The sequence below is a fragment of the Larkinella sp. VNQ87 genome (genome assembly GCF_049445795.1).
Lineage (GTDB): Bacteria > Bacteroidota > Bacteroidia > Cytophagales > Spirosomataceae > Larkinella.
This window is the reverse complement of record NZ_JBMSDT010000003.1, coordinates 126,919-152,497: the sequence shown is the minus strand read 5'-3', so window position 1 is coordinate 152,497 and position 25,579 is coordinate 126,919. Positions and strand designations below refer to the sequence as shown.

Below are 25,579 nucleotides of genomic sequence, written 5' to 3'. Positions count from 1 at the left end.
GAGGTAAGCTTACGCACCGTGCTCGGCTGGCTCAACGGTTTTGGCCACTTCATCCTTGTTCCGAATTTTGGTCAGATACGAAATCTGTGGTCTCACGTTGATTTCTTCCAGTACCTGGAAAGCCCGAGCGTCGTGTTCTTCTTTCAACAGCTTGGAAATCGTGCTTTCCGGATCGTTCATATCACCAAAGACGATACCACCGGTCGGGCAGGCCTGCGCACAGGCTACCTGGATTTCATCCGGTTTCGGTCTTCTGCGTTCTTTCTTCGCATTCAGCTTGCCTTCCTGAATCCGCTGCACGCAGAATGAGCATTTCTCGATAACACCCCGCGAACGGACCGTGACATCCGGGTTGATAACCATCTTACCCAGGTCGTTGTTGAAATGATAATCGAAGTTGTCGTTATCGAAATATTTGAACCAGTTGAACCGGCGAACTTTATACGGACAGTTGTTGGCGCAATACCGGGTTCCGACGCAACGGTTGTAGGTCATCTGGTTCAGACCTTCCGTACTGTGGGTAGTTGCCAAAACCGGGCATACGGTTTCGCAGGGCGCATTCGAGCAGTGTTGGCAAAGCATCGGCTGGAATACCACCTCCGGATTTGCCGAGGCAACTTCCAGTCCTTTGCGGTCTTCCGGATCAGCGTCGCTGCTGTAGTAGCGGTCGATCCGAATCCAGTGCATCTCGCGCCGGTTGATCACTTCCTGACGGCCGACGACCGGAATGTTATTCTCAACCTGACACGCAACGACGCAGGATGCGCAACCCGTACAGGAGTTCAGGTCGATCACCATGCCCCACGAGTGGTTCGGTTTTTCGTATCCGTTCCAGAGCGACAGGTCCGTAGCCGGAACCGGCCCTTCCGACGTAGCAACTTTCGGGAAGAACCGACCCGCTTTCGGGTCTTTCTTGTAAGCCGCCAGTACGGTTTCCTGAATCACCGCCCGACGACCCATGACGGTATCGTGTGTCTGCGTCTGGGCAATCGTCCGTGAACCACCAGCTTTGCTGATTTTCACTTCCGGAGCCATAAACAGCACCGAGTTTCCGGCTACTGTAGCTAACGGATAAGCGTTTTTCCCAACACCGTCGGCCGATTTTCCAGCTTTCTCCCGACCGTAGCCGATCGCGATCGAAACCGTACTGTCAGCCTGTCCGGGTTGTACCAGCACCGGCAGTTCGATGGCGGGTTTTCCGCTTACTTCTACCGTGACCAAATCATGTTGATTGACACCCAGTTCACTGGCGGTTTTTTGTGAAAGACAGGCGTAGTTGTCCCAGCAGGCTTTTGAAACCGGATCGGGCAACTCCTGCAACCAGGGGTTGTTCGCCATTGATCCTGTTCCAACGCCCACTTTTTCGTACAGCGCCAGTTCCAGACCGGTTGAATTTGGCTTATACCGTTGCGAAATACCAGCCGCTGCGGTAGCAATCGCTCCGGCGTTGAAACTGCCAGCCGCTCCTGCCGTTGTATTTCCTAATTCAAGCACACCGTCGTGCAGCGACTGAATCCAGAACTTCTCGAAGCTGGTTCCGCTTCCGGCCTGCGGGAAAATGTTGGTCCGCCAGTAACTCTTGATAAAAGCCTCGTAATTCGGATTCAACCCGGCCCAAGTCAACAGCGATGACTGGGGCTGACGGGTTTTGAAGATTGTATTGATCGTAGGCTGCGTCAGGCTGTAGAAACCGGGTTTCGGCTGCGCATCGTCCCACGATTCCAGGTAATGAGAACCCGGACAAATGTATTTACAGAGGGAAGCCGTTTCGTCGGCACGATCGGAGAAGGATACCGACAGACCAATTTTCGGCAACGCTTCTTTCAGTTCGGCACCCCGGGGGTGATCGTAAACCGGGTTGGCAGCGTAGAAGATAACGCCCTGAATCCGTCCGGCTTTGGCATCACTGATGAAGGTGTTCATCGCGGCATCGTTCCCCTGGCGGTAATTAACCGGCCGGGTCAGGTCGATCGTCGTACCGTAGCTGCCGAGCAGGTTGTTCAGCGCGTTGACCAGAATCTGGACGTTCGGATCGTTGGAGCCAGAAACTACCAGCGCAGCGCCCCGGGAAGCCGACAGATCAGCGGCTGCTTTGTCCAGATGCGGTACGTCGATAGCCGCCGTGCTGACCGGCGATCCGCCCAATTTAGCGGCTACTTTATTGTAGAGTGCCGCCACAACCAGACCTTCCTGCGACGGTTTGATGGGCGTCCGATAGTCGGCGTTGGAACCCGTAATCGACAAACCGGTTTCAAACTGGTAGTGCCGCGACATTTCTTTTTTGCCACCACCGATGGCTCCTACTTTCCGCGTTTCAACGTACTGCGTTGTGTATTCCAGCGGAGCAATCCAGCTACCGAGGAAATCGGCACCGATGCTGACAATCGTTCTGGCTTTGCTGAAATCATACGACGGAATCACGGCCTGACCAAAGGACGTCTGGTTGGCCTGCACGATCCCGGATGCCGAGTTAGCATCGTATTGAATGTGCGTAGCCGTCGGGTATTTAGCGATGAACTGATTGATTACCGCTTTGGTAGACGGACTTAACAGGGTTGATGAAACGATCCGGATGGCACCACCGCGTTGTAACTGGCTGATGATCTCCTTATCAACGGCACCCCACTCGCTATCTGCTTCTCCCCGTTTCGGGCCTTTCAGTTTATCGATGTCATACAACGCTAAAACCGATGCCTGCACCCGTGCGGAGGTCCCGCCTTTCGTTACGCTCGATGAGGTGTTTCCTTCAATCTTAATGGGCCGCCCTTCGCGGGTTTTCACCAGCACCGGCACGTACTCGCCACCTTCCGTAAAAGTGGATGCGTAATAATCGGCAATACCCGGAAAAGTTGTTTCCGGTTTGTTAATATAGGGTATAGCCCGGTGAACGGGCGTGTCGCAAGCCGCCAGTGAAACGGCAGCCATGCCAAATCCTAGTACTTTTAAGAAATCCCGACGATCACTGCCAATACCGTCGACAATACTCCCTGATTCGGTAGATTTGGTATCATCGGCTTCTGAGAACTCCTTATACGCGTTTTTAACAAAAGATTCGTCGTTGCGCAGTTCTTCCAGACCCCTCCAATACCGTTTATTTGTACTTTCCATACAGCCCTTAAGGTTCGTTCAACTGTTTAGTGGGATTCGATGTGATTAATAATGGCATTTCGAGCACTCCAGGCCACCAATATTAGCCACACGTAACGGCTCTTTGCTCGACTTCTTATGGAGGGTAACTAACTTATCGTAGTAAGCATTATCCTTCGTAGCCACTTCGGTTTTCCGGTGGCAGTCGATACACCAGCCCATCGTCAGCGAAGACCGTTGCTCCATCACTTCCATCTTCTCGACTTCGCCGTGGCAGCTCTGGCACTGAACCTGGCCCACGTTGGTGTGCTGGGCGTGGTTGAAGTACGCCAGATCCGGCAGGTTGTGCACCCGTACCCACTCAATCGGGGTATCTGTTTCAATGGCTTTGTAGATCTTCTGAATTTCCGGTGATTCGCGTTTGATCTCACCGTGACAGTTCATACAGATATTCGCCGAAGGAATCGTAGCCAGTTTACCTTTGTAAACCGCCGTATGGCAGTAGTTACAATTGATCTGATACTGACCGGCGTGGAGTTTGTGCGAGAAGGCAATCGGTTGCTTCGGCGCGTAGCCTTGTGAGATACCAACGCTGTACAAGCCGTCGAAGGTTTGTTTCGTAACCACAAAGACAAACAACCAGAGGATGATCGATCGGAGTGTGCTGTTACCGGCGGCCGCAGCCAAACCCGCTTTCAGACGCTCCCCGAATGAGGTTCCGCCCGTTGTGTCACCCGTAGCGGGGCCAACGGCTTTCGACAAGATCGTGACCAGCACCAGCAGAACCACCAGCACCAGGACCATCACCACCAGCAGCGCAACCAGCACCGCCATGAACAAACCGGATGGACTCTCACTGGCACCTGCGGTAACCTGTCCTCCACCTGCGGGCGCTGCTCCCGCGTTATCGGCGGGTGCCGGAGCTGCATTAGCTGCTTCGACGTGCGCCAGAATATTCCGGATATCGTCATCCGACAAATCCGGGAAGCTCTGCATCACAACCGGCTGAAACTTGTTATAAAGCGCAACGGCGTAAGCATCCCCACTTGAAATCATCGCCTGCGGGTTTTTAATCCACTTGATCAACCAGGCCTCATCGCGACGCTGGTTGATGCCCTTCAATCCCGGACCAATGACTTTCTCGTCCGTAACGGCGTGGCACTGCTGGCACAACGTAGAGAATAATTCCTTTCCTTTTGCCGCGTCGCCACCTGCACCTCCACCACCCGCTGCTGCGGCATCCTGAGCCATTGATTGATAGCTGCCAAGTAGCAACGTGAGTGCAATTACGCAGCTACTTAGTATACTTCGAGAGTATTTATGAAGCAATGAGAAACCGACAAAATCAGTATGCATACCTACTAATTATTTTCCATTAACGCACAAAAGTAGTACAGGAACGGTTTCGATCAAACACTTGCGGTTTGATATTTTAATCCACTTTTTTATTTATACTTTTTCTAAGCAACTATGTTTTTCGTGCTGATTTATACGTTTTTTACCCCTTTTATCCCTAAATAAAATCTAAAAAAAATGCCATCCGACGGGCTGGCTGGCTCCTTTTCGGATGGCATTTCATACCTATATATACTAACGGTTCAGAAGAGGTTCCGAGCGGATTCGAACCGCTGTAAAAGGTTTTGCAGACCTCTGCCTAGCCACTCGGCCACGGAACCCTTTTGTCCTGGAGCTGAGAAAACCGGTTTTAAAGAAATCTACTTACTTCTTCTCCGGTCTTCCCAACTCCCCGACACCTTATCGTGCCGCAAACTTACTACAATTTTCATTCCAGCAAGCACGGCGTTTGAAAATTCGGCAACTTACTCGCCTTTCGAGCGGCCTTCCATCTGCTCTTTCAGGGCAGCCAGGGCGTCGAGATCACCTAGCGTTGCACGCTCGGGTTCCTTGTTCGACGTCGGCGCCTTCACAGCAGCTGGTTTTTTCTCGGGTTTGCGATCTTCGCCTTTCTCCTGCCACGTTTTCGTATGCGACAGCATAATGCGTTTTTCTTCTTTCGAGAACTCCTGTACGCGGAAGTCCAGCGTCTCGCCGACTTCGGCCCACGAACCGTCTTCTTTCTGCAGGCTCTTCAGCGCGGCAAAACCTTCGATTCCGTAGGGCAGTTCCAGCGTTGCCAGTTTGTCGTTTTTCGACAGGATCGTTGAGCGGTGAACAGAACCCGGTACGAATACGCTTTCGAACGTATCCCAGGGGTTTTCTTCCAGTTGTTTGTGACCCAGCGCCAGACGACGGTTGTCAACGTCCAGTTCCAGAACCACCACTTCCAGTTCTTCACCTACTTTGATGAAGTCTGACGGGTGCTTGATTTTTTTCGTCCACGACAGGTCGGATACGTGTACCAGACCGTCAATGCCTTCCTCCAGTTCGAGGAACAAACCGAAGTTCGTCAGGTTCCGAACGATCCCTTTGTGTTTGGTACCGACCGCATATTTCTCAACCAGTTCCGGACGTGACCAGGGGTCAGCCGTCAGTTGTTTGATACCGAGCGACATCTTGCGGTCGTTGCGATCCAGCGTCAACACCACGGCTTCTACTTCGTCGCCCACTTTCAGGAAGTCCTGCGGGTTGCGCAGGTGCTGCGACCACGACATTTCGGATACGTGGATCAAGCCTTCCACACCCGGCATGATTTCGAGGAATGCACCGTAATCAGCAACATTGACAATGCGGCCTTTTACTTTCGAGCCAACCTGGATGGTTTCTTCCAGCGAATCCCACGGATGAGCCTGCAATTGCTTCATACCCAGCGAAATCCGTTTCTTGTCTTCGTCGAAATCCAAAACCACCACGTTGACTTTCTGGTCGAGGTGCAGCAGTTCGGACGGATGGCTGATGCGGCCCCACGAAATATCCGTAATGTGCAGCAGACCATCGACGCCACCGAGGTCGATAAACACCCCGAAGTTGGTCATGTTTTTGATCACCCCTTCCAGAACCTGACCTTTTTGCAGGTTGTTCAGGATTTGCTGGCGTTGGGCTTCCAGATCTTTCTCGATCAGGACTTTGTGCGAAACCACTACGTTGTCGTTGGCGTAGTTGATTTTCACCACTTTCACTTCCATTTTCTTGCCAACGAACACGTCGAAGTCGCGAATCGGCTTCACGTCGATCTGCGAACCGGGCAAGAACGCTTCAATGCTATAAATATCGACAATCAAACCACCTTTAGTCCGGCGTTTAACGAAACCTTCGATCACCAGGTCTTCGTCCAGCGCACGCTGAATTTTCTGCCAGGCCGTGATGACTTTAGCTTTCTTGCGCGACAACACCAGTTGACCGTTGGGGTCTTCCTGATTTTCTACGTAAACCTCAACCTCATCCCCAATCTTCAAATCCGGCAGATCCCGGAATTCCGATGCCGGAACCAGACCGTCTGATTTAAAGCCAATGTTCAAGATAATTTCCCGCTCGGTAATCCCGACGACGGTCCCGATCACTACTTCTTTCTCGTTTACTTGCGCCAGGGTGTTATCGTACAGCTCGGCCAGCCGATCGCGTTCTGCTGCTGAGTAGCCGCTGCCAAAACCCCGGTTGTCTGCCTTATCCCAATCAAAATCAGGCAGTGTTTGCGTTTTGCTCATAAATGTTTGGTTGTGACCCATTGATACATCAGCCCCCGGGCCTTCCTGGCTGAAATTAGTTGACGAATGGAGACACTGCTCCAAAAAAGGAGGTGCAAAAATAGCAAGTTTTTTGGGAAATACATTCACTACGCAAAAAAAGTGTCTTTTTTTGCGTCCTGTGGACCCGTAGTACGAAGTGCGGCCGTCGGGATCAATACATCTTTTCCCGCTTGGCCAGGAAGGGCATCCAGCTTTCCTCGACGGAGCCTGAAAAATCACGCAGAAAAACCAGGAAAGAGGGCTTGAACGGTTTTTGAAACAACTTCATGCCAGCTTCTTCCGGCGTCAGATCGCCTTTCTGCGAGTTGCAGCGCTTACAGGCTGTAATCAGGTTGTCCCAGTTGGTTTTTCCACCCCGCGACTTCGGAAGGACGTGATCGAGCGTCAGGTCTTCATGCTTGCCGCAGTACTGGCACCGGTTGCTGTCGCGTTTGAAGATGTTTTGCCGGTTCAGCATGACGCCCTTATAGGGCAAATGGATGTAGCGATGAAGCCGGATGACGGTTGGAGACGGATATTCATCGTCTACTGTGCGCAGGACGAACATCTGAGATTGAGCCACCAGTTCCGCTTTGTTCAGGTAGACTAACAAGAACGCTTTTGGTACCGAACAGATGCCTAATGCGCTGTAATCTTGATTCAACACCAGGACTTTCCTACCCATAAAGAATGTATCAGACTCCTTTCTTTTCTGAGCAAGTTAACGATATTTCACAATAAAAAACAGCCTTTTGACGAATTATTCACTTTTTTTTAACCCGCCCAAGGGTCATGACAATCAGGCTTCTAAGCATTAATACCGTTCCCGGCTCATTTCACGAGTCACATCGCGTTCCTTGATCGAATCGCGCTTGTCATACAACTTCTTCCCTTTTGCCAGCGCAATTTCCAGCTTGGCAAATCCCCGGTCGTTGATAAACAGCCGGGTCGGAATGATCGTCAGCCCCTGATCGGTCAGTTTGTTGACCAGTCGTTTGAGTTCACGCTTTTGCAGCAACAGCTTCCGGTCGCGGAGGGGTTCGTGGTTATTGTAGGTCCCTTCCGTATATTGGGAAATGTGCATTTGCCGGACATATAATTCTTCATTCAGGAAAAGACAGTAGGCATCGCCCAGATTCACCTTCCCCTGCCGGACGGATTTAATCTCCGTGCCCGTTAACATGATTCCTGCCACGTACGTTTCCAGAAAAAAGTACTCAAAGGACGCCCGTCGATTCCGGATCTCGATCTGTTTCGCCAGTGTTTTATCAGACATACTATTTCGCTCGATTGCTATAACCCGGTTTTCCCGGTTCCAACGATAACGTCGGTTCCTGCTGGATCGTTGCCGGTTTGTTCTCAAACTTTGCGTCAAAAGTACCGATTTAGAAACAAAAATACCCCGGAGTGAACGCTGGGGTATCGAACGGTTTACGTCCATTTAAGTAAGAGCCCTGGTGAAGCCGGTGGTTTACCGTACCCGAAAAGGCAGGCTGTACAGCCGAATCACAGCCTCAAGACCCTTCTGTACACACCGGCGTTCCCCAGGATTTTTTATCCGTATACCCAGCAGGCTTACCTGTGTAGGCTAACGATAACGCTGCCTGTCTTGCCCTCAGGGAACGGATTCAACTCATCAAAAAATCAATTTGGTTGCTCATACAGTTGACAACATTTTTGTATTTACAAATACTGTGCCGCATTCCGAGTGCCGTTTTTAAAAAGCGAAAAAGGAGCTGTAATTATAGTAAACGGCAAAAAAAAGCCCTGATGCAAGAATGCATCAGGGCGAGCCTGAAGCCAAACCCGCTTATTTCTTAGGTTGTTTCTGCTGATAGTCTTTGTTCAGTCCCGCAATAATTGATTTAGTGGCGTCGAGTGTACTGTCGGCATAAAGGATACCGCCCCCCTTGGAATAGCCCATCACAAAATCATACTGATTCTGTTTGTTCATTTTCCGCAGGTAATCGTAAATTAAATTATACAGTTCCTCGTTTTTTTTCTGCTCTTCTTCGGCCAATTGCTGCACGGCCCGGTCGCGGTAAGCTATTAAATCCTGTTGCTTCTTCTGCAAAGCGGCTTCCGTCGCCCGGCCCTGCTCCATGGTCATGGTTTGTGCCCGCTGCTGAAAAAAGGCGACTTCGTTTTGCAGTGAGCGGCCTTTGTTGTTCAATTCGTTGTCAAGCTGGAAGCGTTTGCTTTCCAGAACCTTCCGGGTATCCTTAAAATAGTCGTAATTAGTCAGGAGCGAATCGACATTGACATAAACCGTCTTGCGGACGGGAGCTGCTTTCATCGTTCCGGCTACCACCGGTTCAGTAGCCTTCTTATCCGAGAAATGCAGGTAATACAAAACCGCGACAGCCACCGCCAGTACGGCATTCAAAACAAGAGATGCGTTTTTCACAAGAAACAGTTAATTAATAGTTTAATGATTTTACAAAGGTACAATTTACTCCTTACCCCGCAATCCGGTTAGAGCTCTGGAGCAAAAACCGCCCGCACTTGCTGTCCGGCCAGCCCCGCCAGCCCTCCCACCAGACCGCCAATCAGGGGTGTAATCACCAGCAATAAACCCGATAGCGGTTTTTGGAAAAAAAGCGTCGCCATCCGGCCCGTCAGAATCCCGTCCGTTTGCAGGTGAATCGCCAGCGCGTAGAGCAACCAGATCACCGCGATACCCAGAAAACCGTTGCCAAAGGCCCGCCAGCCCGTTCGGCTCCGCCAGAAGCAAACCGCAAAAGCCACCAGGGCAATGCTCCACCAGGGCAAAAATAACTGGGCTACGGCGCTCAGCCCGGCGATCAATAAAAAGGGCAGCATGATTTTAATGAGTCAGTTTAAGACTGGATTTGACGCGGGCATTTGATTCGGTTGGCGATTGCAAATAAAGCAGTTCGTACAGCTCCCCTTTCCGCCAGGTTTCGAGCATGTTCAGGTAATAGGGACTGCCAGGGTTGCCGGATTGCCCGCCGGGATAAACGCCATAAGCCTGGACCTCTGGCCCGGTTTGCACGATCATTCGCCACGACGGCCCCGCCCGCCGACCGGCCGCGTTGACGATGGCGCTTCCCCCGCCGATCTGCACATTCAACGCACTGAAGGCATCCAGCCCCGGAATCAGGTGCCGCACCGCCGTGCCTTTGTAACTCCCCCAGAACCAGGACTTCCCAATAGCGCCGTATTGCTTCGTGAGCGAATCAACCGTTGCCCGGAAACTGCCGGTGACAACATCCCCGATCGTTTCCGTCCGGTTTTGAGTCCGGCTATCGTCGAACCAGCGGGCGGTGGGTTCTTCGGTGAGCAGTTGCAGCGTTCGGTCCACGTTCGGGAAACGCATTGGCCGGTTTTCTGCATCCGGGAAGTCATCCGCCCAAATCGCATCCTGCAACCGACTAATCCAGTTTGTAAAAACCGTTCCGGCCACCGAAGCCGTATCCTGCTGGTAATTCCACTGACGAATCAGCGTTAACGCCTGCTTTTGCGAGTCGGTCAGGTCATTTTCGCGGAGCCGGGGCAGTAAAACCGGCAGGAACCGGGCCGCCCGGAGGTTGTAGATGTCGTTTTGCAACCGGCGTAGGCTGTCGACCGTCACGCGCTGCATGGCCGCCAGCCGCTGGTTGATGCGCGTGCCGCGTTCGGAGGTTTCAAACTCCCAATTGATGTAATACGGGTAGGTCGGGTCGGTCGGGAACTGGTTGGCCGAACTGACGAAATTCCTCGGCGGATTTTTGACGCGCGGATTTTGGGCCGCCGGAATCCAGCCCTGCCAGTCGTGCGCCGGGTTGGCCCCGTCGAGCAGAAACTTGCCCTGATCGCGCCATTTCAGTGGAAACCGGCCGTTTGGTGAAATGGCAATGTCTTTCGACGCGTTGGCAAAAACAAAATTCTGCGCCGGAGCCACGTAATGCGACAAGGCTGTCACGTAGTCGTCGTAGGTTTTGGCACGGTTCAGTAAATAAAACGTTTTCAGACTGTTATCGGCTTCGTGGGCAATCCAGCGCACGGCATAGCCAGTCGGGATGTTGTCGCGGAACGGCTTTTCGTTTGGCTGGTATACCACCGGGCCGTGGTGCGTGTACAAAACCGTATCGGCCACATCCGGTTTTCCCTTCACTTTAATCACTTCCACCCGCCGACGAACCGGTTTCCAGCGACCGTCGTGCCAGTATTCCTGCCGCCGGTTGTCCCGAAACCGGATTTTGTAGAAGTCCAGCACATCGGCCCCCACGTTCGTGACGCCCCAGGCCACATCCTTGTTAAACCCTATGATCACGGCGGGCGACCCAGGCAGCGACACGCCGTAGACGTTCATCGTCGGCGTTACAAGTTGAATCTGATACCAGATCGACGGTAAACTCAGCGTCAGGTGCGGATCGTTGGCCAGAATTGGGTAACCGCTGGCGGTTTTCTGCGCCCCGACGGCCCAGTTGTTGCTGCCAATGGCCGGGTCATGCGGTTGCCAGTTCAGAGCCACGCTGCTGTCGGTTTCTACATCCTTTGGTATAGGCGGTATTTTCACGGGCGAGAAGTCCCAGCGTGTTCCGGGCGGAATGATGGGGTCTTCCTGAAACGGATAATCGGGGAACAGACTGGCCGTCAGCGCCGGACCAAGCAGGTTCCGTACGTTGGTCATCATCAGATCGTCGGCCCCGGCGGCCAGCGTCTGCGTCATTTGCTTTAGCAGAAAAGCTACTTTAATCGGCGTCCACGGTTCGGGCGCGTAACCCAGTAATTTGTATTCGAGCGGATAATCGGCCGGTTTTAGCTGGCGAATGTAGGCGTTGATCCCGGCCGTATAAGCCTCGATGACTTGTTTCGAAACCGGGTCTTTCGCCATTCCTGCCAGCGATTTTTCGGCCCCGTAGGCCATGCCGAGCCGCCGGTTGTAGCGATCAAGTTCGAGCGCCCGCTCCCCGACCAGTTCGGATACCCGCCCGGCGGCTGCGTGTGTCTGAAACTCCATTTGCCAGAGCCGATCGCGGGCCGTTATGTAGCCCTGAGTAAAATAGGCATCATAATCGTTCTTCGCGAAAATATGCGGCACATGCAGGTCGTCGTACAAAACCGTCACTTCTTCGCGTGCGCCCTGAACCGTCACCGTTCGTTCGCCCACTTGATTGGCGGTTTCAGCATTTTGCCAGAAACCCTCAAATGGACTCAGCAAACGGCCCAACGCCGGAATACTGCCCCAGGACTGATTCAGAGTAATCGTCACGCCCAGGGCGAGCAACAGGCATAAAACAGCTTTTGCGATTTTCATAAAAGGTGGGCTTCAAACCGGATCGCTTACAAAGAAAATTTATTCCTTCTTTTATCCAAAAAATCGTCTTACATCTTGTCGGATTGCTCCGGTTGATTGATCTACAGAAGGAACAATCTCCGGCTAATCAGGTTCTAAAGCAAAGTTCTGCTAAATACAACATTTTTAGTAAGTTTGGATCAGATTTACCGCTTCGCGTATGACTTTGCTGAATACGACACTCAAATGGCTGTTGCAACGGCGCGTGCCCCGCATCGAAGCGATGATGGCGCGCCCCGGTGAAACCCAGCAGGCGGTTTTTCGTCAATTGATCAGCAAAGGCCGTCACACCCATTGGGGGCGGCAACATCAGTACGATTCGATCCGGACAGTACGGGATTTTCAGGAACGGGTACCGGTTTCGTCCTACGAAGATCTATTTCCGTACATTGAGCGGACGATGAAGGGCGAGCAAAAACTTCTCTGGCCCTCGCGCATTCACTGGTTTTCCAAATCGTCGGGCACCACCAACGCCCGGAGCAAATTCATCCCGGTTTCGCAGGAGTCGCTGGACGAGAGCCATTTTCGGGGGGGCAAGGACATGATGGCGCTGTACGTGGCCAACCGTCCGGAAACCAAAACGTTTGAAGGCAAAGGCCTGTCCATCGGTGGTAGCCTGCACGAAAATCCGTATAACCAGCACGGTTTTGCCGGGGATGTGTCGGCGGTGGTGATGAAAAACCTGCCGTCCTGGGCGCAATACATCCGGACTCCACCCATCGAGGTCGCCCTGATGAGCAAATGGGAGGACAAAATCGACCGAATGGCCGAAATTACCGCCCGCGAAAACGTGACGAGCATTCTGGGCGTGCCGACCTGGGCGCTGGTGTTGCTGGAGCGCGTGCTGGCCTTGACCGGTAAGCAGAACATTCTGGAAGTCTGGCCGAATTTTGAAGTGTTCATCCACGGCGCGGTGGCCTTCCAGCCCTATCGGGAGTTGTTCGCCAACGAGATTTTTCCATCGCCCGGCATCAAATACCTCGAAATTTATAACGCTTCGGAAGGGTTCTTTGCCATTCAGGACGACCTGAAACGAGTGGGCGAAATGCTCCTCATGCTTGACTACGGCACGTTCTATGAGTTTGTACCGGTAGAGGAAGCCGAAAAACCGTTCCCGAAAGCGCTGACGATTGAAGAAGTGGAGTTGAATAAAAATTACGCGCTGGTCATTTCGACCAACGGCGGCCTTTGGCGGTACCGCGTCGGTGATACGGTTCGGTTTACCTCGCGGTTCCCGTTCCGGCTGAAAGTCAGTGGGCGCACGAAGCACTTTATTAATGCCTTCGGCGAAGAAGTGATCATCGAAAACGCCGAAACCGCCATCACGCGGGCCTGCGAGGAAACCGGAGCCACCGTCAGCGACTATACCGCCGGGCCGGTTTACATGGGTAACGGCACCAACGGCCGGCACGAATGGGTGATCGAGTTCTCGCACGAACCCCGCAATTTCGACACTTTTTGCACGGTTCTCGACCAGACGCTCCGGCAGGTCAACTCCGACTACGACGCCAAGCGCTACAACGACATGGTGTTGCAGCCGCCCATCGTTCACGCCGTGCCGCGCGGCACCTTTTACGAGTGGATGAAAAACCGGGGCAAACTCGGCGGGCAGCATAAAGTGCCGCGTTTGAGCAACAGCCGCGAATACCTCGACGATATTCTGGGTCGCATGACGACGCTTTCGGATTAATCGCCTGCTGAACGAAGCGATTCCCACGGTTGTTGTTCCCACGAAGCCTGTCTACTTTTGCTGCATGAAATCCTTCAATATCCCGGCCTATTACCGGAGCCAGATCATTAGTCCGCTCAAGGAAATTCGCCGGAAGCGCGATAAGCTGAAACGCGATTTTACGCCCACGCTGCTCGACTTCGGCCCGGTCCGGTTTCTGATTGCCCGGCACTTCGGTTTTTGTTACGGCGTCGAAAATGCGATTGAGATTGCCTACAAAGCCATCGCCGAAAATCCCGACAAACGCATTTTTCTGCTCAGTGAAATGATTCATAACCCGGATGTAAACCGGGATTTGCAGGAACGCGGGGTGCGGTTTATCCTGGAAACTTCGGGGAAACCGATCATTCCGTGGGAAGAACTGAAACCGGAGGATGTGGTGGTGATTCCGGCTTTCGGAACGACGCTCGAAATTCAGCAAAAGCTGGCCAGCATCGGCCTGAACGTCGAACAGTACGACACGACTTGCCCGTTTGTCGAGAAAGTCTGGAACAAAGCCAGCCAGATCGGGCAGAAGGAGTACACGGTGGTGGTTCACGGCAAACCGACCCACGAAGAAACCCGGGCGACGTTCTCGCACAGCAAGGAATCAGCGCCGACGGTGGTAGTCCGCGACATGGCCCAAACCCGGCGGCTGGCGACCTACCTGACCGGCGAATCGTCCAAAGAACAGTTTTATACCGAATTCAAGGGGCAGTTTTCGGACGGTTTTGACCCAGAGCGGGATTTACAGCGCATCGGCGTTGTCAACCAGACGACCATGCTGGCGTCCGATACGCAGCAGATTGCCGATTTTCTGAAACAGGTGATGACTGAGCATTACCAGCTTCAGCCCGACGAAGTCGACACCCGCTTTGCCAACACCCGCGACACGCTCTGCTACGCCACCAACGACAACCAGGATTCGACCTACGCGCTGCTGACCCATCCGGCCGATTTTGCGCTCGTGGCCGGTGGCTACAACAGTTCCAACACGCTGCACCTGGTTGAACTTTGCGAAGAAAAGCTGCCGACGTATTTTATCGAAACCGAACAGAAAATCCTGTCGCCGGAGTTGATCCGGCACTTTAATCCGCACACCAAACAGGAGGTAGTAACGGAGCGGTTTATCCCAAACCACGAGCCGGTAACGATCCTGCTGACCTGTGGCGCTTCCTGCCCTGATGCGGTGGTGGAAGGGGTGCTGATGAAAGTGGTGTCGTTCTTTCCGCAGGCCCGGTCAGTCGATACCGTCATGGCCGATGTTCGGCAACAATACGCCTGAAAACCGCCTAAATTCCAGTAATCGGAGATACCTTCGAGTAAAAAAAACGCTTGGCCTTCTTTTTTTTCACGAAAAGCAACGGCTCCGGCTTTCACCATTCGTCGGAACAAAAGACTAGATTTAACTATTCAATCGCATGTACACCATCGGGATTAACACGTTTCTGTTTACGTCGCCCTTCACGAACGAAAGCGTGAAGTGGTTTTCAAAATTTGCTGAATGGGGATTCGACACGGTCGAAATCGGGCTGGAAGATCCCGCTAACATTGATCCTCAACGGGTTAAACAAGCCCTGGCCGACGCCGGGCTGGGTTGCAAAACGGTTTGTGCCGCGATGGGCCCCGACCGCGACTTCCGGGGAGACGAAGAACAGCAGCAAAACGCGATGACGTACCTGAAAGGCTTGCTCGATGTGATGGAGATTATCGGAGCCGAAATGCTCGTTGGGCCGCTGTATTCGAGCGTCGGACGTGCCGAAGCTACCCCCAAAGATGTGTACCTAGAACAGCAAAAAACCGTGGTCAAGCATTTGAAGGAACTGGCCGCATATGCCCAAAGCAAAGGGCTGAAAATTGCGCTCGAACCGCTCAACCGCTTCGAAACCGACTTTATCAACACCTGCGATCAGGTGATCGAGCTAGCGGACCTGGTCGGCAACGACAATGTACGGCTGCATCTCGATACGTTCCACATGAACATTGAGGAGAAATTCCAGGCCGACGCCATTCGCAAAGCCGGTTCGCGGCTTGAATTGCTGCATAGCTGCGGCTCGGACCGGGGCATTCCGGGCAACGACCACATCGATTGGGATTCCATCCGGCAGGCGCTGAAAGACATTGATTTCAAAGGACAATTGGTCATCGAATCGTTCACACCGGAAGTAAAAGCCATCGCCAAAGCAGCCGCCATCTGGCGCGACATTGAATCGTCCGGCGAAGACATTGCCGTGAAAGGCCTGGCATTTTTGAAAACGGTGTAATTCCAGTCCGGTATCCGGTAGAGACGCGATTAATCGCGTCTTTTTTTTATGGTTTCGGCACCCGCACGTTGATAGAGACGCGATTAATCGCGTCTCTACGGTACGGTTATGTTTTATTGTTCCGACACCCGCACATTAACTTGGCTGGGCGTACTTTCGTTGTGCAGCCGGTCGAAGGCCGTAACAGCGTAGACATAGCGCTTTTCCGGTTCGGCGGTGCGGTCGATAAACCGCGTGGTTTGCTCGCCCACGCAGATGGCAACAATCCGGGTCGGGTCGTCCAGGTTCATTTTATCCTTTCGCTCAAACCGATAAACAACGTAGTAGCGGGCTTTGTCGCCGTCGGATGCCGGGTCGGGTTCCTGCCAGAACAGTTCAACGCCTTCGGGCGACGGATGCGCTTTCAGATCTTTCGGAGCCAGGGGCGGTTCGGGATCTTTCCACGGCATGGGTGGAATCAGCGCCGGATAGCGGTAAAAGTTGGTCAGCAATGTATCCCGGACACCGTTCAGGTTATCAGTCAATGATTTGGAACTGAAGAAGATGCTGCCGTGAATTTGCGGAAACTGGCGGTTATAGACCAGTTGGGTCGACATTTCGTTCGGATCATTCCAGGCCCGGTCGCGCGGGGTCGAGCGGTTAATCCGGAACGCGCCCTGCCCGATGTACAAATGCCGGTTAAAACCGTTTTTCACCCACCAGTCGACCAGCAGGCGGTACGGCACTTTCTGAAAATCGGTGCTGAAATACACCTGCGGAGCCATGTAATCGACCCAGCCCTCGCGGCTCCACTTGCGCGTATCGGCATACAAGTCAAAATACGACGTTAAACCGCCCGTTGTCTCGGAGCCTTCCGGATCCTGGCTGCGGTTTTTCCAGACACCAAATGGACTCACGCCAAACTTCACGTACGGTTTGATGGCCTGAATCGAATCGTGAAGCTGGTGAATCAACTGGTTGATGTTCTCGCGTCGCCAGTTCTGAAGCGTCATGCCGTTGCCGTAGGTTCGGAACGTTACTTCGTCGCGAATGACTTGACCGGCAACGCCATAGGGGTAAAAATAATCGTCGAAATGAATCCCGTCCACGTCGTAATTCCGGACGATGTTGGTGACAATACTGGTTACGTAACTCCGGACTTCGGGCAGTCCGAGGTTGAAGAGTTTTCGGCCGCCGTAGGTAAGCATCCAGTCCGGTTTTCGGTTGCTGATGTGGTCGGGCGTTACGACGGAGAGCTTACTAAACGTAGCGCGGTCGAGGTTGAACCAGGCGTGAAATTCCATGCCCCGGTCGTGGGTTTCGCGGATCATGAACTCCAGCGGATCGTAGAACGGCTCCGGTGCACGGCCCTGTTGTCCCGTCAGCCAGAAGGACCAGGGTTCGGTGCTTTTGGCGTAAAAGGCATCCGCTGCCGCCCGAATTTGCACGACTACGGCGTTGATCCCCGCCCGCTGGTGCATGTCCAGAATTTTGACGAACTCCGAACGCTGGCTATCGGCGGGCATTCCGCGCACGCTCGGCCAGTCGATATTATCCACTGTGGCAATCCAGACGGCTCGAAACTCGCGTTTTGGCGGAATCTGTGCCTTTCCGGCCAGCGGTTTTTCAAAAAGACAGAGCAAAAGGAGTAAAAGAGTCCGGTAACAGCAGCACATGCACAAACGACTGGTCAAAAAGAGAATGGGAACGTCAAAGATATGCAACAAGCTTATCCACTTTCAAACTTTATTGACACCCGGTTTATTGCGTTGTTATTTTCCCGGTTCAATGTCGAGCAGAGATAACATTTTGTATTTTAGGAAGAGCCCGGTTTTATTTTTAGTGTTGTGTCTGGCAATCGGGCGATTTTGCAACAAAATATTATTTGGAGAAAAAGGGAAGGACGGACTATTTTGATGTCGAATAGTATTTGGTATAACTATTGTTTCCAGTAATTTTGAGCCGATAAATGGATTACGAAACCAATCATTATTTTCCTTTTTAGTAAAAAATCCATATTTTTTTATAAAAATACAAGGATAGTGTTTAGTTTTGTGTCCTCTTACTCTTGGTTGGATAAAGTTTTAAGGTCATTACTACCATGTCAGGAATCAAACTCGATCAGATTGATCGGAAAGTATTAGAAATTTTACAGACAAACGCTAAAATCACCAACGCTCAACTGTCGAAAGAAATCGGTTTATCACCTGCCCCGACGCTCGAGCGCGTTAAAAAATTAGAAACATCCGGCATCATTCAGAGCTATCACGCCCAACTGAACCGGGATCGGGTTGGCTTGGGCGTCACCACGTTTGTGCAGGTATCCCTGGTCGGCCACAAAAAGCAGGTGACCGAATCGTTTGTCAACGCCGTAAAGAACATTCCGGAAATTATTGAGTGCCACCACATCACCGGATCCGGCGACTTTCTACTGAAAGTAATCGCAAAAGACATTGCTTCGTACCAAGTGCTGATGCTCGAAAAAATCAACGAAATCGAGGAAGTTGCCAGCACCCAAACGATGGTGATTCTCTCGACGTTCAAGGAAAGCAAAGTGCTCCCAATCCCTTAAATGAGTTAAGAGTTATGAATTAAGAGTTAAGAGTTGGCTCCGCAGTATAGAATGCGTCAGCCAACTCATAACTCTTAATTCATAACTCTTAACTCTTTCTCGCCTTCCTCCGTTCTTCCCTCCGCTGTTTTTTGAGGTTATCCAGCCCTTCTTTGGCTTCTTTGTGCTGGCTGGATTTGCGGTCGGCTTTGTCGAGGACCTCTTTGAAGTAGGTTTGTGCCTGATCGTAGTTTTTCTCAGCCGCAGCAATCTTGCCCAGACTCAGCACCGAGGCCCAGTAATACGCGGCATCGTACGAGTTGGTCTGTTTCGCAAAATCGATGGTTTTCTGGTAATATTGTTTGGCCTTCGCCAGATCGCGGGTGTAGTGATGATTGGTATAAGCTAAAATGTAAGCCGCCGTCCGACCGCCGACGCCCTCGTAGCCATCCATGCCCCGCTCAATTTTGTTTAAAATGCTGTTGGAAGCCGCTGTCGCTTCGTTGGTATAACCACGCACAAAGGCCGTCCGGGCGTAATACCGCTCAAAATACGGGTTGTCCGGGTATTGCTGCCACATGTATTTCGCCAGATCATACGCCTTGCCGTATTCATTTTCCATGCTGTAAATCTGGAGCAGGAAATACCGGGCCTCCGTTCGGGTGTAAAAGGCGTTGTTGGCGGTTTTTTCCAACTGTTGAATACCCTGCGCTTTGTTACCTTTCGGGAAAAACATCAGGATCGGTTTCAGCGCCGGGTAGTTTTTCGGAATCCACTGGGCGTAATAGTTATACAAACCGTCGCCAAACAGCAATTCCGGGGTTAAATCACCGTTGCCTTTGCATTTCTCGAAGTATTTCAGCGCATTTTTTCCGGCCCAGGTTGCCTTAGTCCACTTTTTCCGTTCCGAGTACAACCGTCCTTTAAAGCCGTAGCCAGCCGCCAGGAAAAACGAAGCTTCGACTTTATCTTCCTTGAGATCATATAACTTCTCCGCCTTCGTGATCGTCGTATCCAGGTAAGCCAGGCACTTGTCGTCAAAGTCGGTATTTTCGGTATTCGGCACAATTTTCCACCACTCGGCCAAGGCCATCAGAAAGTACGGCATCGGGTGATCCGGGTACCGTGTTCGCAGCCAGCGAAACTCCTTGTCGGCTTCGTAAAATTTGTAATTATACAAGCTGTTGATAGCCTCCGCCGACTCGATCTGAACGCCGGGGTGCTTCAACAACATGTCGTACTTTTTGTCAAAATCAGCCAGCGAATAGACCTGAGCGCGTACGGTCAAAGTCATCAGAAAGCCGATCAAAACAAGAATGCTTTTTTTCATTTTTTCAGGATACTGGGATTGTCCCTTATCAACGAAGTTTTTGAAATTCCAGTTTACCGAATCAAAAGTTTTTAGGAACCCGCCGGATGCCGTACCTTTGGTTTTTGCGTCAACGACCCCGTATGCTGACTATCAAAGACAAAACCTTTGTCCCGTTCATCGACGAAAACCGGCTGAAAAACCGCATTTTTCAATTAGCTGAGCAAATCAACCAGGATTATCGAGACAAGGAACCGCTGCTGGTGGTGGTGCTGAACGGCGCGTTCATCTTTGCCGCCGAACTGATGACCCACCTGACCATTCCGTGCCGCGTGACTTTTATTCGTGTCAGTTCGTACCAGCAAACGGCCTCGACGGGCGTCGTGCGGGAAGTACTCGGTTTGGGCGAGCCTGTGACCGGGCAGGATGTCATTCTGATTGAAGACATTATCGACACCGGCCTGACGATTCAGGACGTTTCGCGGCAACTGACCGGGCAGCAACCCGCGTCGCTGGCGATTGCTACGATGCTGTTTAAACCGGACGCCCTGAAGGTTCCGGTAAACATTCAATACGTTGGTTTTGAAATCGAAAACCGTTTTGTGATCGGCTACGGCCTGGATTACGACGAACTGGGGCGCAATACGAAAGAGATTTTGGTGCTGGCCTAGCGGTCGACCTCGCCCATGACCACGTCGATGGAGCCGATAATGGCCACCAGGTCGGCAATCATGGCGCCTTTCGAAATTTCGCTGATCACCGACAGGTTGTGGTACGAACACGAGCGCGCCCGGCAGCGGAAGGGCACATCCGAGCGTCCGTCGGCCCGGAAAAAGAAGCCGAGTTCACCCTTCGGAATTTCACCCCGGATGTAAAACTCCTGCGCTTTCGGACGGATTTTCTTCGGAACAATGGCCTGCGGATCGAAATCGCGGGTCCGCTTCAGGTCACCGGTCAGTTGCACCAGGCATTGTTCGGCAATTTTCACCGACTCCCAGCATTCCAGCACCCGGACGTAGTTGCGGTCCCAGCAGTCGCCGAGCTTACCGACGGTTCCTTCGCCAATCGGAATATCGAAATCCAGTTCGGGATACACCGAGTAACCATCGACCCGGCGCAGGTCGTACCGCAACCCCGACGCCCGCAACACCGGTCCCGAACAGCCGTAGTTGATTGCCACCGGCAGCGGCAACACACCCACGCCCGCCGTCCGTTTGACGAAAATCTTGTTGTCGACTACGAGTTGCTGCAATTCCAGCAGTTTCGGCTTCAGGTAGTTCAAAAACTCCCGGCAACGCTCCTCAAAACCGACCGGCAGGTCATAATACAACCCGCCAATCCAGATATAATTATAGAGCATCCGCGCCCCGCTGACCCATTCGAGCATCCGTTGCAGGTGCTCGCGGTCGCGCATCATCCACAAAAACGGCGTATACGCGCCAATGTCGAGCGCGTAGGTGCCGATGGCGACAAAGTGCGACGCCAGGCGGTTTAATTCGGCCACCAGCACCCGGATGTATTCAATCCGCCGACCGTCGGGCCGACTTAAAAGCTCCTTATCAATGCCGAGCATCCGCTCCACGCCCATGCAAAACACATGCTCGCTGTTCATGGCGGCCATGTAATCCAGCCGGTCGACAAACGGCAGGGTCTGGTTGTAGGGCAACGATTCAGCGTGTTTCTCGAAGCAACGGTGCAGATAACCTAGGTGCGGCACGACATCGACAATGATCTCCCCGTCGGTCACGACTTCCATTCGGAGAACGCCGTGCGTCGAGGGGTGCTGCGGCCCCATGTTCAGGATCATCTCGCCCGGTGCGAGGGCTTCGGGCGTGTATTTGTTCGGCTCGGAAGCCTGAAACAAGCCAGGCTGGTAGTCGTACTGAACGGTTTGTGTCGTCATCGTACGGCAAAGGTCGGGACTGATCGTGCAAAAGTCAAAACCCGATCGTACCCACGGACTTTAGTCCGTGTTTTGGGAGTTTACTAACTCTGGCTGTTTACACTAACTCACACGGACTAAAGTCCGTGGGTATGAGTTTGTAATTATTTAACAACTAACCGTTGTGGTTCTTAAGACTTTATCTTACCTTTGCGTTCCTGTTTGAGAAACTATATACAGCAATGGCTAAGAAAGGCAATAGAATTCAGGTAATTCTGGAGTGTACGGAGCAGAAGGACACGAACATACCGGGTACTTCGCGCTACGTAACGACCAAAAACCGTAAGAATACGCCGAGCCGGATTGAGCTGAAAAAGTACAATCCGAATCTGAAGCGCGTAACCGTACACAAAGAAATTAAATAATTGTAACTCCGGGACAATTCCCGACGATCCAAGATGGCAAAGAAAGTTGTTGCAACCCTGAAGAAGGAAGGTGGCGGTAAGAACTTCGCAAAGATTATCAAAGCCGTGAAATCACCGAAAACCGGTGCGTACACCTTCAGAGAAGAAATGGTCCCGCTGGAAGAAGTACAGGCCGCATTGAAAGGCTAGTCTTCCCGTTTTATGGCATTTATGGAAAGTCCCCTCGGAGGGACTTTTTTGTTTTTATCTTTGTTGCTCAAGGCAGTAGAGCGAATAAGTGCATCAGCCAGTTTTATATTTTACCCCCAACCCCCTGAAGGACGGTCGGCCGCTGCCGGGCTTAAAAACCTGGATTTTCTAAGCCCGGCAGCGGCCGACCGTCCTTCAGGGGTTGGGGGTAAATCCACAGTTCTAACGTCAACGCAATGGGTCTGTTTGATTTCTTCTCGAAGGAAAAAAAAGAATCACTCGATAAAGGGCTGGAAAAGTCCAAGGAAAGCTTCTTTTCGAAACTCAACCGCGCCGTCGTCGGTAAATCGACCGTCGATGACGAAGTGCTGGATGAGTTGGAGGAAGTCCTGATTACCTCCGATGTGGGCGTTGGAACAACCGTCAAGATTATCCGGCGCATCGAAGAGCGCGTATCCCGCGATAAGTACGTCAATACCAGCGAACTGGACCGCATTCTCCGCGAAGAAATTGCCGCACTTTTGGCCGAAAACAAATCCGAGGATGTTGATGACGATTTTGCGCTGCCGACCGGAAAAAAACCGTATGTCATCATGGTGGTCGGCGTCAACGGCGTGGGCAAAACCACCACCATCGGCAAATTGGCGGCCCAATACCACAAGCGCGGCTACAAAGTGGTGCTGGGCGCGGGCGATACCTTCCGGGCGGCCGCCGTGGCGCAACTCAAACTCTGGGGGGATCGCGTAGGCGTCCCGGTGATCGACCACGGCATGAACACCGACCCCTCGGCCGTGGCCTTCGATGCCGTCAAAAAAGCCGTCGACATGAACGCCGACGTAGTGATTATCGACACGGCGGGCCGGTTGCACACGAAGGTCAACCTGATGAACGAGCTATCGAAAATCAAGCGGGTTGTGCAGAAATTCCTCGTTGAAGCCCCGCACGAAGTCTTGCTGGTGCTCGACGGTTCGACCGGTCAGAACGCGTTTATTCAGGCCACCGAATTTACGAAAGCCACGGACGTGACGGCCCTGGCGATCACGAAGCTCGACGGCACGGCCAAAGGGGGCGTGGTGATCGGTATTTCCGACCAGTTCAAGATTCCGGTGAAATACATCGGTGTTGGCGAAAAAATCGACGATTTACAGACCTTCAGCAAGATGGAGTTCGTGGATTCATTCTTTAAGAAAGTCTGATTGTTTTCAGGATTCAAAGACGGCGGGTTTATGATGCGCATTAGAACCAAACTACACGCTCTGCAACGGCTTTTCTTCTTAATAAGTTGGCTGTATGGATTGGTATTTGTGATTGCCTGCAAATCCAGCGAAAATCAGAAACTGGCGCAGGGCATTTGCGGAACGGTGATTTTCAAATCCGGCAACCACATGCCCGGCCCCGACCGTCCGCAGCCTAAAGGCCAGCCCGTGGTTCGGGAGGTGCTGATTTACGAACTGACAAAGATGAATCAGACCGAGCCCGGCGAAGACGGTTTTTACGCCAACGTCAAAACCCGACTTGTCAAGAAAGTGAAATCCGGGAAAGACGGGCAATTTTGCGTCAGCCTGCCACCGGGCGACTATTCGGTTTTTGTGCAGGAAGAAAAAGGTTTGTACGCCAACCTGTCCGATGGTCAAAACAACATTTATCCGGTAAAGGTTGAGAAAAACCGCCGGTCCACGATCACCTTTGAAATTTCGTATCAGGCGGTATTTTAACCGTCATGAACGCTTTTTTTGCTGCTACGTGCCGCATAAAATTCCGTGGATTGTGGCTGCATAACTTTCTCCTGAATTGTACTTTTCCGAACTTTGTAAAAAATAGTAGTGTTCTGCCAAGACGGTTTACTCCGTTCATCTAAAACCGCCCTCCGGCACCCGGATCATCCTGTCGATCAGGAAGAATCCTTTTAATCTTAGTCTGTTTTGAAAACGAAAGGCTTACGCTCGAATAAAATTAATATTGTCACGCTGGGTTGCTCCAAAAACCTGGTCGACTCCGAAGTGCTGTTTACCCAACTGAAAGGCAACGGCTACAATGTGACGCACGAATCGAAGAAAGACGATGCCAACATTGTGGTCATCAACACCTGCGGTTTTATCGACAACGCGAAGGAAGAATCGGTGAATACCATCCTGCGGTACGTCGACGCCAAGGAAGCGGGCGTGGTCGATAAAGTCTACGTAACCGGCTGTCTGTCACACCGCTATAAAGACGAGCTGGAAGTTGAAATCCCGACCGTCGACGCCTGGTTCGGCACCAACGAACTGCCGCGTCTGCTCAAAACGCTGAAGGCCGACTACAAACACGAGCTGGTGGGCGAACGGTTGCTGACGACTCCGGCCCATTTTGCGTACCTGAAAATTGCCGAAGGCTGCGACCGCCCGTGTTCGTTCTGCGCCATTCCGCTCATGCGCGGCCACCACGTCTCGCGCCCGGCCGAGGAGCTGGTCAAAGAAGCGCAGTCGCTCGCCCGGCGCGGCACGAAAGAACTGATTCTGATTGCCCAGGATTTGACCTATTACGGGTTAGACCTTTACAAAAAACGCACGCTGGCCGACCTCATCAACCGCCTGGCCGACGTCGAAGGCATCGACTGGATTCGGTTGCAATACGCGTATCCGTCCGGTTTTCCGATGGACGTCCTGGACGTCATGCGCGACCGGTCGAACGTCTGCAACTACCTCGACATGCCGCTGCAAACCGGCTCGACGGAACTGCTCAAACTGATGCGCCGGGGCATCACCCGCGAAAAAACCGAGGCCCTCATTCACAGCATTCGGGAGAAAGTGCCGGACATCGCGCTCAGGACGACGCTCATCGTCGGCCACCCCGGCGAAACCGAAGCGATGTTCGACGAAACGTACGAATTTGTCGAACGGATGCGCTTCGACCGGCTGGGCGCTTTTACGTATTCCCACGAAGACAACACCCATTCGTACACGATGTCCGACGATATTCCGGCCGACATCAAACAGGAACGCGCCGACGCGATCATGGAACTTCAGCAGGGCATTTCGGCCGAACTGAATCAGGAAAAACTCGGCAAAACGTATAAAGTGCTCTTCGACCGGAAGGAAGGCGGTTTTTTCATCGGCCGGACGGAGTTCGATTCGCCGGAAGTCGACAACGAGGTGCTGGTTCCGGCCAGCCAGTATGTACGTCAGGGCGACTTTGCCAACGTCCGCATCACGGAAGCCCACGAATTCGATCTGTACGGCGAGGTTGTGCTGTGAACAAAAACCGGTAACTTCCTCATCAAC

At 52.4% G+C, this 25,579-nt stretch carries 21 protein-coding genes and 1 tRNA gene; 10 read left to right on the top strand and 12 right to left on the bottom strand.

What is annotated here, in order from left to right:
* Positions 1-9: 9 nt before the first annotated feature.
* The 9 genes from ACO2Q8_RS05740 to ACO2Q8_RS05700 form a co-directional block, all read right to left on the bottom strand.
* Positions 10-3,108: a TAT-variant-translocated molybdopterin oxidoreductase gene (locus ACO2Q8_RS05740; protein ID WP_423343832.1), complete on the bottom strand. Its 3,099-nt coding sequence runs from the start codon at positions 3,106-3,108 to the stop codon at positions 10-12.
* A 45-nt stretch (positions 3,109-3,153) separates the two neighbouring features.
* Positions 3,154-4,338, bottom strand: coding sequence for a cytochrome c3 family protein (locus ACO2Q8_RS05735; RefSeq protein ID WP_423343831.1), 1,185 nt, complete (start codon positions 4,336-4,338; stop codon positions 3,154-3,156).
* 354 nt (positions 4,339-4,692) lie between these two features.
* Positions 4,693-4,763: transfer RNA gene (locus tag ACO2Q8_RS05730), tRNA-Cys, on the bottom strand.
* A 144-nt stretch (positions 4,764-4,907) separates the two neighbouring features.
* Positions 4,908-6,689 carry a 30S ribosomal protein S1 gene (rpsA, locus tag ACO2Q8_RS05725; RefSeq protein ID WP_423343830.1) on the bottom strand — a complete coding sequence of 594 codons (1,782 nt, stop codon included), beginning with the start codon at positions 6,687-6,689 and terminating at the stop codon, positions 4,908-4,910.
* A gap of 193 nt (positions 6,690-6,882) precedes the next feature.
* Positions 6,883-7,395 carry an HNH endonuclease gene (locus ACO2Q8_RS05720; protein ID WP_423343829.1) on the bottom strand — a complete coding sequence of 171 codons (513 nt, stop codon included), beginning with the start codon at positions 7,393-7,395 and terminating at the stop codon, positions 6,883-6,885.
* A gap of 129 nt (positions 7,396-7,524) precedes the next feature.
* Positions 7,525-7,986 (bottom strand): SsrA-binding protein SmpB, encoded by a 462-nt coding sequence (gene smpB / locus ACO2Q8_RS05715; RefSeq protein ID WP_423343828.1) that lies wholly within the window; start codon positions 7,984-7,986, stop codon positions 7,525-7,527.
* Positions 7,987-8,520: 534 nt separating this feature from the next.
* On the bottom strand, positions 8,521-9,117 hold the full coding sequence (locus tag ACO2Q8_RS05710) for an OmpH family outer membrane protein (RefSeq protein WP_423343827.1): 597 nt from the start codon (positions 9,115-9,117) through the stop codon (positions 8,521-8,523).
* A 68-nt stretch (positions 9,118-9,185) separates the two neighbouring features.
* On the bottom strand, positions 9,186-9,533 hold the full coding sequence (locus ACO2Q8_RS05705) for a hypothetical protein (protein WP_423343826.1): 348 nt from the start codon (positions 9,531-9,533) through the stop codon (positions 9,186-9,188).
* Positions 9,534-9,537: 4 nt separating this feature from the next.
* Positions 9,538-11,973: a penicillin acylase family protein gene (locus ACO2Q8_RS05700; protein WP_423343825.1), complete on the bottom strand. Its 2,436-nt coding sequence runs from the start codon at positions 11,971-11,973 to the stop codon at positions 9,538-9,540.
* 199 nt (positions 11,974-12,172) lie between these two features.
* Here ACO2Q8_RS05700 and ACO2Q8_RS05695 point away from each other — a divergent pair, with 199 nt between their 5' ends.
* From ACO2Q8_RS05695 to ACO2Q8_RS05685, 3 genes are all read left to right on the top strand, one after another.
* Entirely contained in the window at positions 12,173-13,702 is a 1,530-nt protein-coding gene (locus ACO2Q8_RS05695; protein ID WP_423343824.1) for a GH3 auxin-responsive promoter family protein, read from the top strand.
* A 64-nt stretch (positions 13,703-13,766) separates the two neighbouring features.
* Positions 13,767-15,005 (top strand): 4-hydroxy-3-methylbut-2-enyl diphosphate reductase, encoded by a 1,239-nt coding sequence (locus tag ACO2Q8_RS05690; RefSeq protein ID WP_423343823.1) that lies wholly within the window; start codon positions 13,767-13,769, stop codon positions 15,003-15,005.
* Positions 15,006-15,141: 136 nt separating this feature from the next.
* A complete protein-coding gene (locus ACO2Q8_RS05685; protein WP_423343822.1) occupies positions 15,142-15,984 on the top strand; it encodes a sugar phosphate isomerase/epimerase family protein in 843 nt (280 codons plus the stop codon).
* Positions 15,985-16,097: 113 nt separating this feature from the next.
* Here ACO2Q8_RS05685 and ACO2Q8_RS05680 read toward each other — a convergent pair whose 3' ends face one another.
* A complete protein-coding gene (locus ACO2Q8_RS05680) occupies positions 16,098-17,606 on the bottom strand; it encodes a glycoside hydrolase family 10 protein (RefSeq protein WP_423343821.1) in 1,509 nt (502 codons plus the stop codon).
* A 458-nt stretch (positions 17,607-18,064) separates the two neighbouring features.
* On the opposite strand from ACO2Q8_RS05680, the gene ACO2Q8_RS05675 reads away from it, so the two are divergent.
* Positions 18,065-18,535: an Lrp/AsnC family transcriptional regulator gene (locus tag ACO2Q8_RS05675; RefSeq protein ID WP_134031615.1), complete on the top strand. Its 471-nt coding sequence runs from the start codon at positions 18,065-18,067 to the stop codon at positions 18,533-18,535.
* An 88-nt stretch (positions 18,536-18,623) separates the two neighbouring features.
* Here ACO2Q8_RS05675 and ACO2Q8_RS05670 read toward each other — a convergent pair whose 3' ends face one another.
* Positions 18,624-19,844 (bottom strand): tetratricopeptide repeat protein, encoded by a 1,221-nt coding sequence (locus ACO2Q8_RS05670; RefSeq protein ID WP_423343820.1) that lies wholly within the window; start codon positions 19,842-19,844, stop codon positions 18,624-18,626.
* Between the two features lie 122 nt (positions 19,845-19,966).
* On the opposite strand from ACO2Q8_RS05670, the gene hpt reads away from it, so the two are divergent.
* Positions 19,967-20,494: a hypoxanthine phosphoribosyltransferase gene (gene hpt, locus ACO2Q8_RS05665; RefSeq protein ID WP_423343819.1), complete on the top strand. Its 528-nt coding sequence runs from the start codon at positions 19,967-19,969 to the stop codon at positions 20,492-20,494.
* Here hpt and ACO2Q8_RS05660 read toward each other — a convergent pair.
* The gene (locus ACO2Q8_RS05660) at positions 20,491-21,726 is read right to left on the bottom strand and encodes an NADH-quinone oxidoreductase subunit D (RefSeq protein WP_423343818.1); all 1,236 of its coding nucleotides are present in this window, start codon (positions 21,724-21,726) and stop codon (positions 20,491-20,493) included. The genes hpt and ACO2Q8_RS05660 overlap by 4 nt on opposite strands.
* A 221-nt stretch (positions 21,727-21,947) precedes the next feature.
* On the opposite strand from ACO2Q8_RS05660, the gene rpmG reads away from it, so the two are divergent.
* From rpmG to rimO, 5 genes are all read left to right on the top strand, one after another.
* A complete protein-coding gene (rpmG, locus tag ACO2Q8_RS05655; protein WP_423343817.1) occupies positions 21,948-22,130 on the top strand; it encodes a 50S ribosomal protein L33 in 183 nt (60 codons plus the stop codon).
* Positions 22,131-22,163: 33 nt separating this feature from the next.
* Entirely contained in the window at positions 22,164-22,319 is a 156-nt protein-coding gene (locus ACO2Q8_RS05650; protein ID WP_111626371.1) for a DUF4295 domain-containing protein, read from the top strand.
* 236 nt (positions 22,320-22,555) lie between these two features.
* Complete coding sequence (ftsY, locus tag ACO2Q8_RS05645) at positions 22,556-23,515, top strand: signal recognition particle-docking protein FtsY (protein ID WP_423343816.1); 960 nt, start codon at positions 22,556-22,558, stop codon at positions 23,513-23,515.
* 30 nt (positions 23,516-23,545) lie between these two features.
* Complete coding sequence (locus tag ACO2Q8_RS05640) at positions 23,546-24,034, top strand: hypothetical protein (RefSeq protein ID WP_423343815.1); 489 nt, start codon at positions 23,546-23,548, stop codon at positions 24,032-24,034.
* Between the two features lie 207 nt (positions 24,035-24,241).
* The gene (gene rimO, locus ACO2Q8_RS05635) at positions 24,242-25,552 is read left to right on the top strand and encodes a 30S ribosomal protein S12 methylthiotransferase RimO (RefSeq protein ID WP_423343814.1); all 1,311 of its coding nucleotides are present in this window, start codon (positions 24,242-24,244) and stop codon (positions 25,550-25,552) included.
* Positions 25,553-25,579 lie beyond the last annotated feature (27 nt).